We start from the raw sequence: 16,223 nt of genomic DNA, 5'->3' as shown, positions 1-16,223 counted from the left end.
GCCGGTGCCTTTTTGCATTATTTTGCTGAAAACAGCCAGTCAGGCAGTTCTTCTAAGATGTCCTGACTGCATAGAATCGGTCGCGCCCCAGCAGCAATCAATTCGTTGGTTCCAATTGACATTGGCGAATCGATTGGGCCGGGAACTGCGCCAACATTGCGATTATCCTGCAGCGCCAGGTTGGCCGTGATCAGACTGCCACTGCGTCGACTGCCTTCAATCACCAGACAGGCATGACACAAACCGGCAATGATCCGATTGCGTTCGGGAAAATTGCTCGGGTAGGGCGTGGTTGCAAGCGGATATTCGGTTAGTAAAAGTCCATACTGTGCGATTTGTTGTTGTAAGGTCGCGTTGCAGCGTGGATAGCTGCCATCCAGACCGGTGCCAATCACGGCAATTGCAGCCCCACCATCCAGTAGCGTAATCTGGTGAGCCAAGCCGTCAATGCCTTTGGCCAGACCACTGACGATTGCGGCTTGACTGCTGATAACGCCTGGCAATAATTGATTAATCGCTCGTTTACCATATGGAGTGGCGTTTCTTGATCCAACCACGGCTAGGCAAGGGTACTGCAATAGTTTTAGATTACCATGATAATACAGGACCAATGGCGGATCATAAATTTCCCGCAGGCGTTGCGGATAGAGCGCATCAAGTGGTGTTATGAATGGCATTAGCAGGTTTTGCTCAGTTTGACGCCGCAGTTTCTGGCTAGACCATTCATCAAACCACTGCATTCGTTTATTAAAGGTGATATTCAAGTGATCAGTCAATTTAGCAAGATTGGTAATTTGTTTTTGCTGAATAGCAGCCATCAAAAGTCGATATTTCATGCGCCGGCTCAAGCAGCTGCACAGACTCAGCTTTAGGATAAATTCACGCAGATGCATCGTTCTTCCCTCCTCATTATTGCTATATGCCAAAAGTTTAATCTGACACCAAAAATCCCGGCATTAATTTTTGAATTATTTTTTCGGTAAAATGATTTTATCGTTGCCTTGATTTTTTTAATAAACTCGATTATATTGATACGCTAGTTAGACCATTTTCTTTTTTGAATTAATCAAGGTCTATCTGATCGGTTCATTGCTGATTGAAATCAGTCAAGACGGGTTTGACCGTACAAGAAGCTATATAATAGTATAGAAGGTAAAACCGATCAAATTCATCATGATAGGAGCCTAATGATGGCAACTAAAACTGTAAAAACTACTACTAAAACAACTTCGGCCAAGACTAAGACTACGAAAACGGCCACTAAAACAACTAAGAAAACGACTGCCAAACGGCCTAAGACCGAGAAAAAACTGGTAATCGTCGAATCGCCTTCCAAAGCTAAAACGATTGGCAAGTATCTGGGGCGGACCTATAAAGTCGTTGCCAGTCTAGGACATGTTCGTGATCTACCAAAGAGTCGGATGGGGGTTGACATTGAAAACAACTACCAGCCTGATTACATCTCGATTCGTGGCAAGGGTGACGTGATTAAGGAACTGCGCAAGGATGCCAAACAGGCCAAAGCCGTCTATCTGGCATCTGACCCGGACCGGGAAGGGGAAGCGATTGCTTGGCACGTTGCCAATCTTTTAAAACTAGATACTAAAGACAAGAACCGGGTTACCTTTAACGAAATTACCAAAGACGCCGTTAAGGAAGCCTTTAAGGAACCACGTGAAATCAACATGGACCTGGTTGACGCGCAACAGGCACGGCGGGTTTTGGATCGTCTGGTAGGTTATTCAATCAGCCCGATTCTTTGGAAAAAGGTCAAAAAGGGATTGTCTGCCGGACGCGTGCAATCGGTTGCTCTATACTTGATCATTCAAAGAGAACAGGCGATTCGCGATTTTAAGCCCGAAGAATACTGGACGATTGATGGTCAGTTCAAAAAGGGCCGTGACGAATTTGCGGCATCTTTTTATGGCGAAAACGGCAAAAAAGTCGCGCTGCCTAATAACGAAGCCGTTCAAAAAGTATTGGCCAAGATTGATCGTCAGACGCCATTTACGATTGATGACGTTGTTCGTAAAGAACGTAAGCGGATGCCACAGCCGCCATATACTACTTCCACCATGCAGCAGGATGCCAACCGTCGTCTCAATTTCCGCACGCGCAAGACGATGATGGCCGCCCAACAGCTGTATGAAGGGATTACGCTCGGTCACGGCAGCGCAGTCGGTCTGATTACCTACATGCGTACCGACTCAACACGGATTGCTTCAATCGCCAAGCAGGAAGCCTCCCAGTTTATTCATGAAAACTATGGAGAACAATATGCCGCAATCAAGCCAGTTAAAGGCAAGTTGCCAGAAGGGGCCCAAGACGCGCACGAAGCGATTCGGCCAACTTCGGTCAATCGTACGCCCGCGGAGATGAAACAGTATCTGACGGCTGATCAGTTTAAACTCTACAGTCTGATCTGGAGTCGGTTCGTGGCCAGCCAGATGACGCCGCAGATTATTGATACGATGGCTGTTTCACTGAGTCAAAACGGGGTCGATTTCCATGCCAACGGATCCAAGGTTAAGTTTGACGGCTTTACTAAGGTTTACAAGCGCGGTCAGGAAAAAGACAATGTTTTGCCAGATCTGAGTCAAGGTGATCAAGTCCAAATAATCAGCGATGACCCAGCCCAGCACTTCACGCAGCCGCCTGCTCGCTATACGGAAGCGGCCTTGATCAAGACGCTGGAAGAAAACGGGGTCGGCCGTCCTTCCACGTACGCACCAACACTGGATACGATTCAGCGCCGCTACTATGTTCGGTTGGTATCGCGTCACTTTGAACCAACCGAGCTGGGCGAGATCGTCAACCAAATCATTGTTAAGCAGTTCCCAGAAATCGTTAATGTCAAGTTTACGGCCGAGGTTGAAGATGACTTGGACCGTATTGAAGAGGGCAAGGAAAACTGGGTCAAGGTGGTTGACAAGTTCTATCAGCCATTCTCTAAGGAAGTTCAAGCTGCCGAGGAACAGGTTGCCAAAATCGAGATGCATGATGAACTGGCGGGCAGCAATTGTGAGATCTGTGGTGCGCCAATGGTCGTTAAAATGGGACGCTATGGTAAGTTTCATGCCTGCTCGCGCTTTCCGAACTGCCGCAACACCAAGGCAATCGTCAAAGATATCGGCGTAACCTGTCCTAAGTGTGGGCAAGGGAACGTGGTTGAGCGCAAGTCTAAGAAGAATCGGGTCTTTTATGGCTGTTCGCGCTATCCGGAATGTGATTTCGTTTCATGGGACAAGCCAATTGGCCGCAACTGTCCAAAAGACGGTCATTTCTTGATTGAAAAGAAGGTCAAGAAGGGCAAGCAGATCGTTTGTCCTAATGGCGATTACGAAGAATCAGTCCAAAATTAAAAGATAGCCTTGCGAAAGCCCTCTCAATCTGTTATTGTGCAGATTAGAGGGCTTTTGGCATATACCATTGTCCGTTGAGAGTTTGAAAGGATGACGAGAGATGATTCAGATTGAAAACGAACAGCTGACGGTTCAAATTGATCCATTGGGCGCGCAGATGCACAGCATTAAACGCAATGCAGAGGGATTGGAATATTTGTGGCAGGGCGACCCAGCTTCTTGGAAACGGCAGGCACCGGTTCTGTTTCCATTTGTCGGCCGGCTCAAAGATGATCAATACGAATATCAAGGCAAAATCTATCATCAGACGCAGCATGGCTTTGCTCGCGATCGGGAGTTTCAGATCGTGGAACAAGACAGCGATAAGGTTGTTTTTGAGCTGCGCGATGATGAAAAAACGCGGGCAGCCTTCCCGTTTGCCTTTGTCTTAACGGTTGCCTACCAGCTGGATGGGGATCGTTTGCTGGTCAGCTATCGCGTTGAAAATCCAAGCAATGACCAGACGCTGATTTATGCCTTGGGTGCGCACCCTGGTTTTAACGTACCAGTTGATGAGCAGGGCAGTTTTGAAACGACTCAGTTCAGCGTTTCGCCGGCGATTGACTATCAACAGGTTAAGCTGGTAGCGCCTGGTCCATTTAATGACCTGGAACATCCAGAAGTTCTGCACATGCAGCAGCCTATCGCGCTTGATCATGAACTATTTGCTGAGGATGCCTTGATCTTTGCAACCAAGGGCATGCCATTTACGGCCACGCTGACGGAACCGCAAACCGGTCATGGGGTTCACGTGCAGGTAAATGGCGCGCCGTTTGTCGGCGTCTGGTCGCCATACCCAGCTCAGGCCAACTTGGTATGCGTTGAGCCGTGGTGGGGCATTGCTGACAGTATTCATAGTGATGGCAGACTTGAAGACAAGCAGGTCATGAGTCGCCTGGCACCTGGCAAGCATGAAGACTATGCTTTTGCCATTCAGCCATTCTAACAACATTCAAAGACGTGGTGAATTTGATTTGCCACGCCTTTTTGATTTTCAGCTAACTTCTGATTCACTATTGGAAAATATAATTTATACGTAAACTTTAGGAAACATTCGCTGGGCTGTTTGCTTATAAAAAGCCTATATACAGCTGTTAATGGTGATTATCAACTGATTAAATTAAAGAAAATTAGAAAAATTCTTGTTGAAATTATACTTAATGATGTTAAAAATAAATTTGAACGTTGTTTTTATTTAAGAGTAAAATCATTGAACTCACATTAAAAAGAGTATAAAAAAGCTTATTGTCAATTTTTAGAATATTTTAGTAAGCGATTAACAATTTGATTTAAATCCAAACCACAAATCCTCACTTCATTGTTAATAAAGGAAAATAGCAGTAGTATCTTGTTGATATCTGGTCTTTTAGTAATGATTTTTGGAATGGGTATCAAAAATTGACTAATTGATAAGGACTTTGAAGTGGGGAGGTCATTTGATTGGTTTCGAAAAATAACTATCAACAGATTACAAAAAAACTTTATGTTGAGAAACAGCATTGGGGACTAAGAAAGTTGAGCATTGGGGTAGCTTCAGTTTTGTTAGGAATGGCAATTATGGCACCAGAAGCCGTTCATGCCGATAATAAGACTACTACTCTAACGAATGGAATGGCCACTACCAGCGAAACTGCTTCTGATCAAGAGTCGCCGGCATCACAAACTACGGAAAACAATAACTCGGTAGTTTTGAAGACGAGTAGTGTTGCACCAGACAGTACCGTTAAGCCAAGTAGCGAAGTGCAGAATTCTTCAGCACCAACTAGTAATGAAAAAAACGAAGCAAATTCTGATCCGGAAGATGAGCCAACTGCGTCAAACAGCAGTGAATTAAACGTTAACAGTCTTACGGAATTGAATTTAAACGTTAACAGTCTTACGGAATTGAATCAAGCAACTGGTGCGGCGTTGAATACCAATCTGACGCAAGCAAGTGATGATTCAACGATCGTGAAGCCGTCAGCACCGATTACTGATGATTCGTTTAAGGGTCAAACGCTAGAAGGTAACAAAGCACTGATTGGCACTGGCAAACCTGAATCAATTCAACTTAATGATAATGCGTCACTAAGCATTAACAATAATGTTTTATTTGCAGGTGATACTGATAAAAAAGCTACTTTAACTTTTAGTGCTTCTGGATCGGCTGGCAGTAGCTACCAGATTGTTATTGATAAAAACCATGGGATTATACTGACTGATCAGGATATTGCTAAATTACCGTCAGCATACGGCACAACGGTGTTTGAAGAAACAAATGATCAATACATTATTACTGATCATTTCACAAATAATGGTAATGGCGGTACGATCAGTCAAGACATTTTTTTAAAACCAACAGATCCAAATATTGTATTTTCTTATGGTAAGACAATTACTAATATATCGTTAGTTAAGAACGATGATCCCAATAGCATCAAGACTTTAGCCGTAAGCGTAATTGCTCCTGAGCAGGACCTGAACGAGGTAGATTTAGATGCTGGAAACTTAGTTTATAACAATCGTAATGTTGAATATTCCGGTAACATATATCTGCTCAAATCAGGAACAACGTCTGATTCGTTGTTAAATCAGAATTTTGAAGAGCTCATAGTACAGTTGCCTGATTTATCGTATTTTACGCCAAGCACCTTAACTCTACAGAATGATAAAAGCGTGTCAGTGCGAGTTGTTGACGGAAAAGCAACGTTTGAACGCGATCAGCTGGATGAGTTGCTTGATGATGACACTTACACTAATTTTAAATTAATATTGCAAGGTAAGTTTAACGTACCGCAAGACCAGTTTAAGGATTCAAAATATGACGTTTCTGAGAATAGCAACTACGGTTTAAATCTGATATATAAAAATGGTTATGGCAGTATTAATGGACTTATTGTATTAAAAAACGTCACGGTTATTGACGATCAGACGCGGTTGACGGCTGATGTCGCTTTGAAATCCAGACAAAATTTTGATGCTCTTTTTGCTGATAATGACTACAGCAGAGATAAGATATCAGAAGACACTATTGAAGTTTATCAACAGCACAGTAATGATAATTATGATGATGTTCTCGTTTATTATTGTGGGATAAGAAATAATTTAGGAAATCAAGACTTAAAAAACGTCAAACTACATATTGAGGTTCCTGATGGACTTAATATTGATACCCTAAACATAGGCGGAGAAGGTAACGTAAATGTAAAATTGCAAGATGGTAAAAGTAAAACGTTGACTGCTGCTGATTTTAAACCTGACGATGATTTTTGCCTTGGACAGAATATTGTTGCAGTTGATGTTGAGATTCCAACTCTGTCAAGTTCGCAATATTTCCCAATTTGGCTTAAAAATAGTGATGAAAAGCCAATATCTAAAACGTACTTGAATGGGACTCCTACAAAAATAGGCGATTTACTAACTGGGAAAATGACGATTTCAGCAGACGACTATGATCCGATTACTGTTGATAACATATATGTTCGCTTGATTGATCATAATATTAAGCATGGAATAGACTTAGGAATAGATCAAGATCAGGAATCCACGACTCCAGGTGTTTTGAATGCAGGAAGGTTGAGTTATACAGCAAAGGATTATAATAGTAATTATTTAATGGATCTTAAAAGTCCGATAGTATATATTCAAATTCCGGAAAATGCGTCAATTCAAGATTTATCAAAAATTTATGTTAATGTTAATAATGGGGATTTGAAGCCAAAAGCAATTTCTTTATTAACGGTTGATGGGCACGAATTTCTCAAAGTTGATTTGTCAAATTGTGATCTGATTGAAAGAGAGCTTAATATTCAGGTACCTTACTCTAATATTCCAGATATTCAAACATCATCAAAGAATTCGGCGTTTTTGGTTGTTTCTGATAGTGTCTCTGATCAACTATTAGATTATAAAGCAAATCATTTTGATCCTAACTCGACAGATCCTGATGATGAGCCATTTAAGTCACTAGTACAACATGAGGGAATTGATCCGGCTAACACAGCGTATGTTAATTATATTAATTACGGGGAAAACTGGGAAATCCTCGTGTCTAAAGGAATGACATCTGCAACAATGACGAAAGGTAATGATAATCCTGGTCCATCATTGGATAGCACTCAGGATGATCACGCGGATCAAGCAGACACTTTTAATCTTTATGGAACAATTATTAATGCAACCGATACCCCTATTACCAATGCGGTGCAGGTTATTAATATTCCAGACACATCAGATGGCTACAGTCAGTTTAATCCGCAATTGACTGGTCCGATTCATATAATTGACGCTAATACTAACAGCAATTTGGATTCATTGGCAAAAGTTACGTATTCTGAGTCTGTCGCTAACTTAAGTGCTTCGGCCAAAGGCATTCCAAGCAATCAGCTGACTGCTGACCAGGTAACTGACTGGTCCAAGATTAAATCAATTACGATTAGAATGGACGTTCTCAAGCGAACTTCAGCCCGTGCCGTTTTAACTATGAACGACCCGCAGATCTATGATCACGTTGGCAAAACCGTTTATATGGCAAGCACTATTTTCAGTACTGGCACTGAAGGAGCCTCTGATGCAAGTGATGTTGTCCTCAAACCACTTACAATTGCGGCTGGCAGTGCTGCTTCAGCCAAACTGACCGTTAATGGACAATCAACGGTCAAGACGATCATTCACTATAAAGATGACAAGGGCGACGACCATTACATTGAATTGCCTGATAAAGCCAAGACCTATAATGAACTGCAAGACACGATGAACCGTTCAGATTTTCTGCAATCGGCTAGTGATTTGACGGATGCCGATAAAGCCCTGCTACCAACTGAAAACATTGATGGAACGGCCGTTAGAATGGTTTTAGGCTATGCTAATCCAACGATTAAAAACAGTAGTGAAGGGTATCTGGACCACTATCAAAATGGAACAGCTGACTTTGGTCAAAAAGTTAAGTATGATTTTGACCAGGACGCAGTAGTCTTTGAAGGTGCCGTGCCAACTCAAGTGCCGGACACGAAGACAGTCACTGAAACAATTCATTACGTTTATGAAGATGGTCCGAAGGCTGGTCAAACGGCCGCTAATGATGTGACGAAGTCGGTTAAGTTTGATCGTGTCGGTTTTAAGAATCCATTTACTGGTGAAATCAATTGGAATGCTTGGACACCATCAGCAACACAGAAATTTGCTGAAGTGCCAACACCTGCAAAGACGGGTTATACTTCAGACTTGCAAGTAGTTAGTGCTAAGACTGTTGGACCGACTGATGATAATCTTAAAGTAACGGTAACGTATACATCGGACACCCAAAACTTAGACGTTAAATTTATTGATGATTCCGATAACGGTAAAGTTCTGAAGACTGTTACTAAGTCAGGGGCAACGAATGCGGATGCGGGCTACAGCACTGAGTCAGATATTCAGAACTTTGAAGGCCAGCATTATGTCTTAGTCAGTGATTCATCAAAGGGCCAAGCATTAAAGTTTGATGATCAGACTGGGACTGATCAGCATTACGTTGTTCATTTGAAGCATAATACACATGCAATTAACGAACATCATGTAATTAATGAAACTGTTCATTATAAGATGAGTGATGGAACGAAGGCACCTGCTGATTATCAAGCTAAAGCCTTGAGCTTTAGTCGTGATGGCTTCAACGATGAAGTAACTGGCATTGATCACTGGAATGCTTGGACACCATCAGCAACACAGAAGTTTGCTGAAGTACCGACACCTGCAAAGACAGGCTATACGCCAGACTTGCAAGCAGTTAGTGCTAAGACTGTTGGACCAACTGACGGTGATATTAAAGTAACGGTGACGTATACACCGGATACTCAGAACTTAGACGTTAAGTTTATTGATGATTCCGATAACGGCAAAGTTCTGAAGACTGTTACTAAGTCAGGGGCAACGAATGCGGATGCGGGATATAATACTCAGTCTGACATTGACGGCTATAAGTCTCAGCATTATGTCTTAGTTAGTGATTCATCAAATGGTGCTGAATTAGTCTTTGATAATGATGATGCAGTTGATCAGCATTATGTTGTTCATTTGAAGCATAATACACATGCAATTAACGAACATCATGTAATTAATGAAACTGTTCATTATAAGATGAGTGATGGAACGAAGGCACCTGCTGATTATCAAGCTAAAGCCTTGAGCTTTAGTCGTGATGGCTTCAACGATGAAGTAACTGGCATTGATCACTGGAATGCTTGGACACCATCAGCAACACAGAAATTTGCTGAAGTGCCAACACCTGCAAAGACAGGCTATACGCCAGACTTGCAAGCAGTTAGTGCTAAGACTGTTGGACCAACTGACGGTGATATTAAAGTAACGGTGACGTATACACCGGATACTCAGAACTTAGACGTTAAGTTTATTGATGATTCCGATAACGGCAAAGTTCTGAAGACTGTTACTAAGTCAGGGGCAACGAATGCGGATGCGGGATATAATACTCAGTCTGACATTGACGGCTATAAGTCTCAGCATTATGTCTTAGTCAGTGATTCATCAAATGGTGCTGAATTAGTCTTTGATAATGATGATGCAGTTGATCAACATTACGTTGTTCATTTGAAGCATAATACACATGCAATTAACGAACATCATGTAATTAATGAAACTGTTCATTATAAGATGAGTGATGGAACGAAGGCACCTGCTGATTATCAAGCTAAAGCCTTGAGCTTTAGTCGTGATGGCTTCAACGATGAAGTAACTGGCATTGATCACTGGAATGCTTGGACACCATCAGCAACACAGAAATTTGCTGAAGTTTCAACGCCTGTTAAGAAGGGCTATACGCCAGATGTTCAATTAGTTGATGCAATCACTGTTAATCCGACTGATCAAGATATTAAACGAACGGTTACTTATGCACCAGATGCGCAAAAACTTGATGTTACGTTCATCGATGATACAACTGGTGAAGCTTTAAAGACCGTTGTTAAGAAGGGTGTTACTAATGCTGATGCTAAGTACAGCACTAAGTCAGATATCAAGAGCTTTGAAGACCAGCATTATGTCTTAGTCAGTGATTCATCAAACGGTGCTGAATTAGTCTTTGATAATGATGCAGCTGATCAGCATTACACTGTTCATCTGAAGCATGCTATTCATGCAATCAAGGAACATCATGCAGTCAATGAAACGATTCACTATGCTGCAGCGGATGGCTCAAAGGTACCGGCTGATCATACAGCTAATGTTCAGTTTGATCGTGACGGCTTCAATGACGAAGTAACTGGCACTGATCACTGGAATGCTTGGACACCAAAAGCTGAGCAAACATTTGCTGAAGTGCCAACACCTGCAAAGACAGGCTATACGCCAGACTTGCAAGCAGTTAGTGCTAAGACTGTTGGACCAACTGACGGTGACATTAAAGTAACAGTAACGTATGCACCAGATGCGCAGAAACTTGACGTTACGTTCATTGATGATACGACTGGCGAGACGTTAAAGACTGTTGTCAAGAATGGTGTTACTAATGCTGATGCTGGGTATAGCACTCAGTCTGACATTGACAGCTATAAGTCTCAGCATTATGTTCTTGTCAGTGACTCATCGAAGGGTCAAGCATTAAAGTTTGATGATCAGACCGGAACTGATCAGCACTACACTGTTCATTTGAAGCATGCTACACACGCAGTTAAGGAACATCATACGATTAATGAAACTGTTCACTACACTGCAGCAGATGGCTCAAAGGTACCGGCTGATCATACAGCTAATGTTCAGTTTGACCGTGATGGCTTCAATGATGAAGTAACTGGCATTGACCACTGGAATGCTTGGACTCCATCAGCAACACAGAAGTTTGCTGAAGTGCCAACGCCTGCAAAGACTGGCTATACGCCAGACTTGCAAGCAGTTAATGCTAAGACTGTTGGACCAGCTGATGGCAACATTAACGTAACAGTAACGTATGTACCGGACACTCAGAACTTAGACGTTAAGTTTATTGATGATTCTGATAACGGCAAAGTTCTGAAGACTGTTGCTAAGTCAGGGGCAACGAATACGGATACGGGCTACAGCACTAAGTCTGATATTCAGAACTTTGAAGGCCAGCACTATGTTCTTGTCAGTGATTCGTCAAAGGGTCAAGCATTAAAGTTTGATGATCAGACTGGAACGGATCAGCACTATGAAGTTCATCTGAAGCATAATACGCATGCAATCAACGAACATCATACGATTAAGCAGACAGTTCACTACACTGCAGCTGATGGCTCAAAGGTACCGGCTGATCATACAGCTAGTGTTCAGTTTGATCGCGACGGGTTTAACGACGAAGTAACTGGCACTGATCACTGGAATGCTTGGCAGCAAGGCAATACTCAGACATTTGCTGAAGTGCCAACGCCCGCTAAGAAGGGCTATACGCCAGATGTTCAGTCAGTCGATGCAGTCACTGTCAATCCAACTGATCAAGATGTTAAGCAAACAGTAACGTATGCGCCAGATGCACAGAACTTAGATGTTACGTTCGTTGATGATACAACTGGCAAGACTTTAAAGACCGTTGTCAAGAAGGGTGTTACTAACGCTGATGCTAAGTACAGCACTCAGCCAGACATCCAAAATTATGAAGGTCAGCATTATGTTCTCGTCAGTGACTCATCGAATGGTGCTGAATTAGTCTTTGATGATGATGACGCAGCTGATCAGCATTACACTGTTCATCTGAAGCATAATACCCATGCAATTAACGAACACCATGTAATTAATGAAACTGTTCATTACAAGATGAGTGATGGAACGAAGGCACCGGCTGATTATCAAGCTCAAGCCTTGAGCTTCAGTCGTGACGGCTTCAACGATGAAGTGACTGGCGCTGACCACTGGAATGCTTGGACACCAAAAGCTGAGCAGACGTTTGACAAGGTAGTTTCACCAGCAGTTGCTGGCTATGCTCCTGACATTGATCAGATCAATGCTCAGACAGTTAAGCCAACTGACACTGATCTTGAGTTTACTGTAACGTATACGCCGAATGTTCAATTAGCACATGTTAAATACATCGACGATACGAACCATAAAGTATTAACTCAGGATGACTTATCTGGTCGAACTGGTGAAACCAGTGGCTATCATACAGCTGATCGAATTGTTGAATTTAAGGGACAGCACTACGATCTTGTTTCAGATAACTATCCTGCTGATGGAATGACCTTTGATAATAATGATAAGGTTGATCAAAATTATGAAGTTCACTTTAAGCATGGAACACGAACTGATGAACAAGATGTTCAAGTTCCACGGACGATTAAGTATGTTTACCAAAATGGTCAGCAAGCTCAACCTGATCATAGTGACGCTTTGAAGTTCCATGAAACTAAGGTTGTTGATTTAGTTGATGGTCACACTGTTTCAGACGACTGGACACCAGCTCAAGACTTTGAGACTGTCGCAACGCCAGCAATTCAAGGCTACACACCAGATCGAACTGAAATTGCAAATGCTGGAATCAAGCATGATCACTCAGCAATTGCTGAAACGGTTACCTATAATCCAGATGCTCAAAAAGCAGTTGTTAAGTACATCGATGACACAACGGGTGAACAGCTTGAAGCCAAAGATTTATCTGGTGTATCTGATCAGTCAACTGGTTATAACACTAAAGAAACGATCAATGGTTATATTAACCAGCATTATGTACTAGTTAGTGATGACACTGATGGTAAGACAATTGTCTTTGACCATGATGACCGTCAGAATCAAGCGTATGAAGTTCACTTGAAGCATGGCACGGAGCCAGCTAATGAAAGTCGGATTAAGAAGATCACTGTTCATTATCAATATGCTGACGGTTTAGCACGAAGTGGTAAGGCGTCTGATGATCAAACAGTGACGAGCTTAACATTCAAGCGTACTGGTATTCATGATTTAGTAACTGGCAAGATTGCTTGGAATGCCTGGGATCAGCCTGCACAGACATTTGCTGAAATTGATTCACCAGTAATTGGTGGCTACACTCCAGATCAAGTTAAGATTAACAATGTTAGTGTCACTGCAGATTCGCCAGAAATGACGGAAAAGACAGTTGTTTATAATGCTGATGCACAGAAGCTAAGTGTTGACTTTATTGATGATACTACCGGTAAGACTTTGAAGACGGTTAATAAGATCGGTCATTCGGATGAAAGTGCTGGTTACGACGCTAAATCCGATATTCAAGACTTTATCAGTAAGCATTATGATTTGATTAGTGATCAAACGAATGGTGAAAACTTAGTCTTTGATCATGACGACAAGAGCGACCAGACCTTTGAGGTTCACTTCAAGCATGGTACGCAGGACGCAAGCGACAGCTGCACCAAGACGCTGATCGTACACTACCAGTACGCAGACAAAAACAAGGCGGCCGACGACCAGCAATCAGCTCCGCTGACCTTTACTCGCAAGGGAACGAAGGACCTGGTTACGGGCGATACGACTTGGCAGGCTTGGGATCAGCCGTCACAGACCTTCGCCACGGTCAAATCGCCAACGATTCCAGGCTACACGCCGGATCAGACGGCCATTGACGGCGTAGCGGTCAATGCCGATTCTCCAGCCCAGACTGAAAAGACGGTTACCTACACGGCCAATGCCCAAAAGGCTACCGTCAAGTACGTTGACGACAATGACGCGAACAAGGTCCTAAAGACCGTGCCGCTTAGCGGCAAGACGAATGCCAAGTCTGACTACACTACCGCCCAGGACATTCAAGCCTACAAGGATCTTGGCTACGTGCTGGTGAGCGATGACACCAAGGGTGCCGAAATCGTCTTTGACAATGACGACAAGCACGACCAGAACTTCGCGGTTCAACTCACGCACGGCACCGTCACTGTTACTCCAGATAATCCAGGCCAGCCAGGAACGCCGATCAACCCTGGGAAAGGCTCTGCCCACTACCCAGACGGTACTGACAAGGCTGGGCTTACGGACACTGTAAATCGGAACATCACCTACAAGATGAGCGACGGATCGAAGGCGCCAGCTGCAGTAAACGACCAGCTGTCATACACCGCTACCAAGGTAATCGACAAGGTTACTGGGGAAGTCATTAAGACTGACTGGAGCCAGAACCAGGACTTCAAGGACATTCCAAGCCCTGAGCAGACGGGCTACACGCCTGACAAGACGGTCGTTTCCAACAAGGACGTGGCACACGACGCTGCCGACATTACCGAAGTCGTTACCTACACGGCTGACGACCAGAAGGCTACCGTCACGTACATTGACGACACGACGGGCAAGACCCTGAAGACCACGCCGCTTAGCGGCAAGACGAAGGCCAAGTCTGGCTACACTACCGCCAAGGACATTCAAGCCTACAAGGATCTTGGCTACGTGCTGGTGAGCGATTCCACCAACGGTGCCGAAATCGTCTTTGACAATGACGACAAGCACGACCAGCCTTTCGAGGTTCACCTCAAGCACGGTACCGTCACTGTTACTCCAGATAAGCCAGGCCAGTCAGGAACACCGGGCGAGCCAATCAACCCAAGTGATCCTAACAGTCCAGTCTATCCGCCGGCAACCGCGCGCGAAAATCTGATTAAGGCAGCGACCCAAACGATTCACTACGTTGGAGTCGGCGATGAAACGCCAGCTGATAAGGTTCAGACCAAAGAAGACGCCTTTACGCGGACGGTAACGATTGACAAGGTTACGGGCAAAGTCCTTTCAACCAGCGACTGGCAAGGTTCTAATACTTTTGGTACGGAAGACACGCCGGTAATTGATGGCTACCATGCCGATAAGAAGACAGCGGGCGGACTGACGGCAACGGTTGAGAATCCAGACGTGGCAGAAACGGTAACCTACGCGCCAAACGGCAAGATTGTTCCAGTGGATCCAAACGGCAATCCAATTCCAGGCACGGATACGCCAATCTACCAAAACGACCCTAATGATCCAAGCAAAGTGGTACCAAATGAGCCGCTTCCGGATGTTCCAGGCTACACGCCGGTCGATCCAAGTCCGGTTACGCCAACCGATCCAGGCAAAGACACGCCAGTACCATACACGCAGAATCAGTATGGTTTGACGGAGCAGTTCGTCGATGAAGACGGCAATGAACTGTTACCGAGCGTATCCAAGGGTAGCTCCTACAAGAATGGCGATGCTTTTGACGCAACTGGGGATGCTAAGGTCATCAATGGCTACGTTCTGGCAAAACAGGAGAATACGAAGGGGACATTTGGCAATGGCGATGAAACTGCAAAGTTTGTCTACAAGAAGGTTGGTAAGATCGTTCCAGTGGATCCAAACGGTACGCCAATTCCAGGCGCAGGCACGCCAAGCTACCAAAACGATCCTAATGATCCAAGCAAGGTGGTACCAAATGAGCCAACGCCAACCGTTCCAGGCTATACGCCAGAAACGCCAAGTGTGACGCCGGAAGATCCAACGAAGGACACGCCGGTACCATACACCAAGAATGAAACGCCAACGACGCCGGCTAACCCGATGAACCCAAGCAAGCCAATAACACCGGGTATGCCAATTAAATCAAGCGATCCAAGCAAGGTGGTACCAAACGAGCCAAGACCAGAAGTGCCGGGCTATACGCCAAGTACGCCGGATGTAATGCCAGCCGATTCGGTTGAACCATTACACTCGCAGTCACCGGCTGTTCCAGATCAAACGACGCCAACCAACCAGCCAGCCGAATCATCAGCAGCAAGCGAGGCTAAATCAGCAACACTGCCGCAGACTGGCAATGATGCAAATGAGGCGACAGCAGCTGTAGGCTTAGGAATGGCTAGCTTCTCCGCGTTGCTGACGTTGCTTGGTACGCACAAGAAGCATCGTGAAGATTAGTATTTTGCT

General features: G+C 44.1%; 4 protein-coding genes. 3 read left to right on the top strand and 1 reads right to left on the bottom strand.

All coding sequences use genetic code 11. The features are described 5' to 3' along the window. Positions 1 to 17 precede the first annotated feature (17 nt). Positions 18 to 893 (bottom strand): DNA-processing protein DprA, encoded by an 876-nt coding sequence (dprA, locus tag HF864_RS06860; protein ID WP_169462249.1) that lies wholly within the window; start codon positions 891 to 893, stop codon positions 18 to 20. Between the two features lie 297 nt (positions 894 to 1,190). Between dprA and topA the strand changes: the two genes are divergently transcribed. The 3 genes from topA (at position 1,191) to HF864_RS06845 (ending at position 16,214) form a co-directional block, all read left to right on the top strand. Continuing rightward, a complete protein-coding gene (gene topA / locus HF864_RS06855; RefSeq protein WP_169462248.1) occupies positions 1,191 to 3,362 on the top strand; it encodes a type I DNA topoisomerase in 2,172 nt (723 codons plus the stop codon). A gap of 100 nt (positions 3,363 to 3,462) precedes the next feature. Further along, positions 3,463 to 4,347, top strand: coding sequence for an aldose 1-epimerase family protein (locus HF864_RS06850; RefSeq protein WP_169462247.1), 885 nt, complete (start codon positions 3,463 to 3,465; stop codon positions 4,345 to 4,347). A 494-nt stretch (positions 4,348 to 4,841) separates the two neighbouring features. After that, positions 4,842 to 16,214 carry a YSIRK-type signal peptide-containing protein gene (locus tag HF864_RS06845; RefSeq protein ID WP_169462246.1) on the top strand — a complete coding sequence of 3,791 codons (11,373 nt, stop codon included), beginning with the start codon at positions 4,842 to 4,844 and terminating at the stop codon, positions 16,212 to 16,214. The last annotated feature ends 9 nt before the right edge of the window (positions 16,215 to 16,223 follow it).

This window comes from Lactobacillus sp. MRS-253-APC-2B (assembly GCF_012843675.1).
In the GTDB taxonomy this organism is placed as follows: domain Bacteria; phylum Bacillota; class Bacilli; order Lactobacillales; family Lactobacillaceae; genus Limosilactobacillus; species Limosilactobacillus pulli.
This window is presented reverse-complemented; position numbering and strand designations above follow the sequence as displayed.

Bases quoted from the DNA above. Each gene is read 5' to 3' on its own strand.
- dprA (WP_169462249.1), bottom strand. From the start codon at position 893: ATGCATCTGCGTGAATTTATCCTAAAGCTGAGTCTGTGCAGCTGCTTG.
- topA (WP_169462248.1), top strand. From the start codon at position 1,191: ATGGCAACTAAAACTGTAAAAACTACTACTAAAACAACTTCGGCCAAG.
- HF864_RS06850 (WP_169462247.1), top strand. From the start codon at position 3,463: ATGATTCAGATTGAAAACGAACAGCTGACGGTTCAAATTGATCCATTG.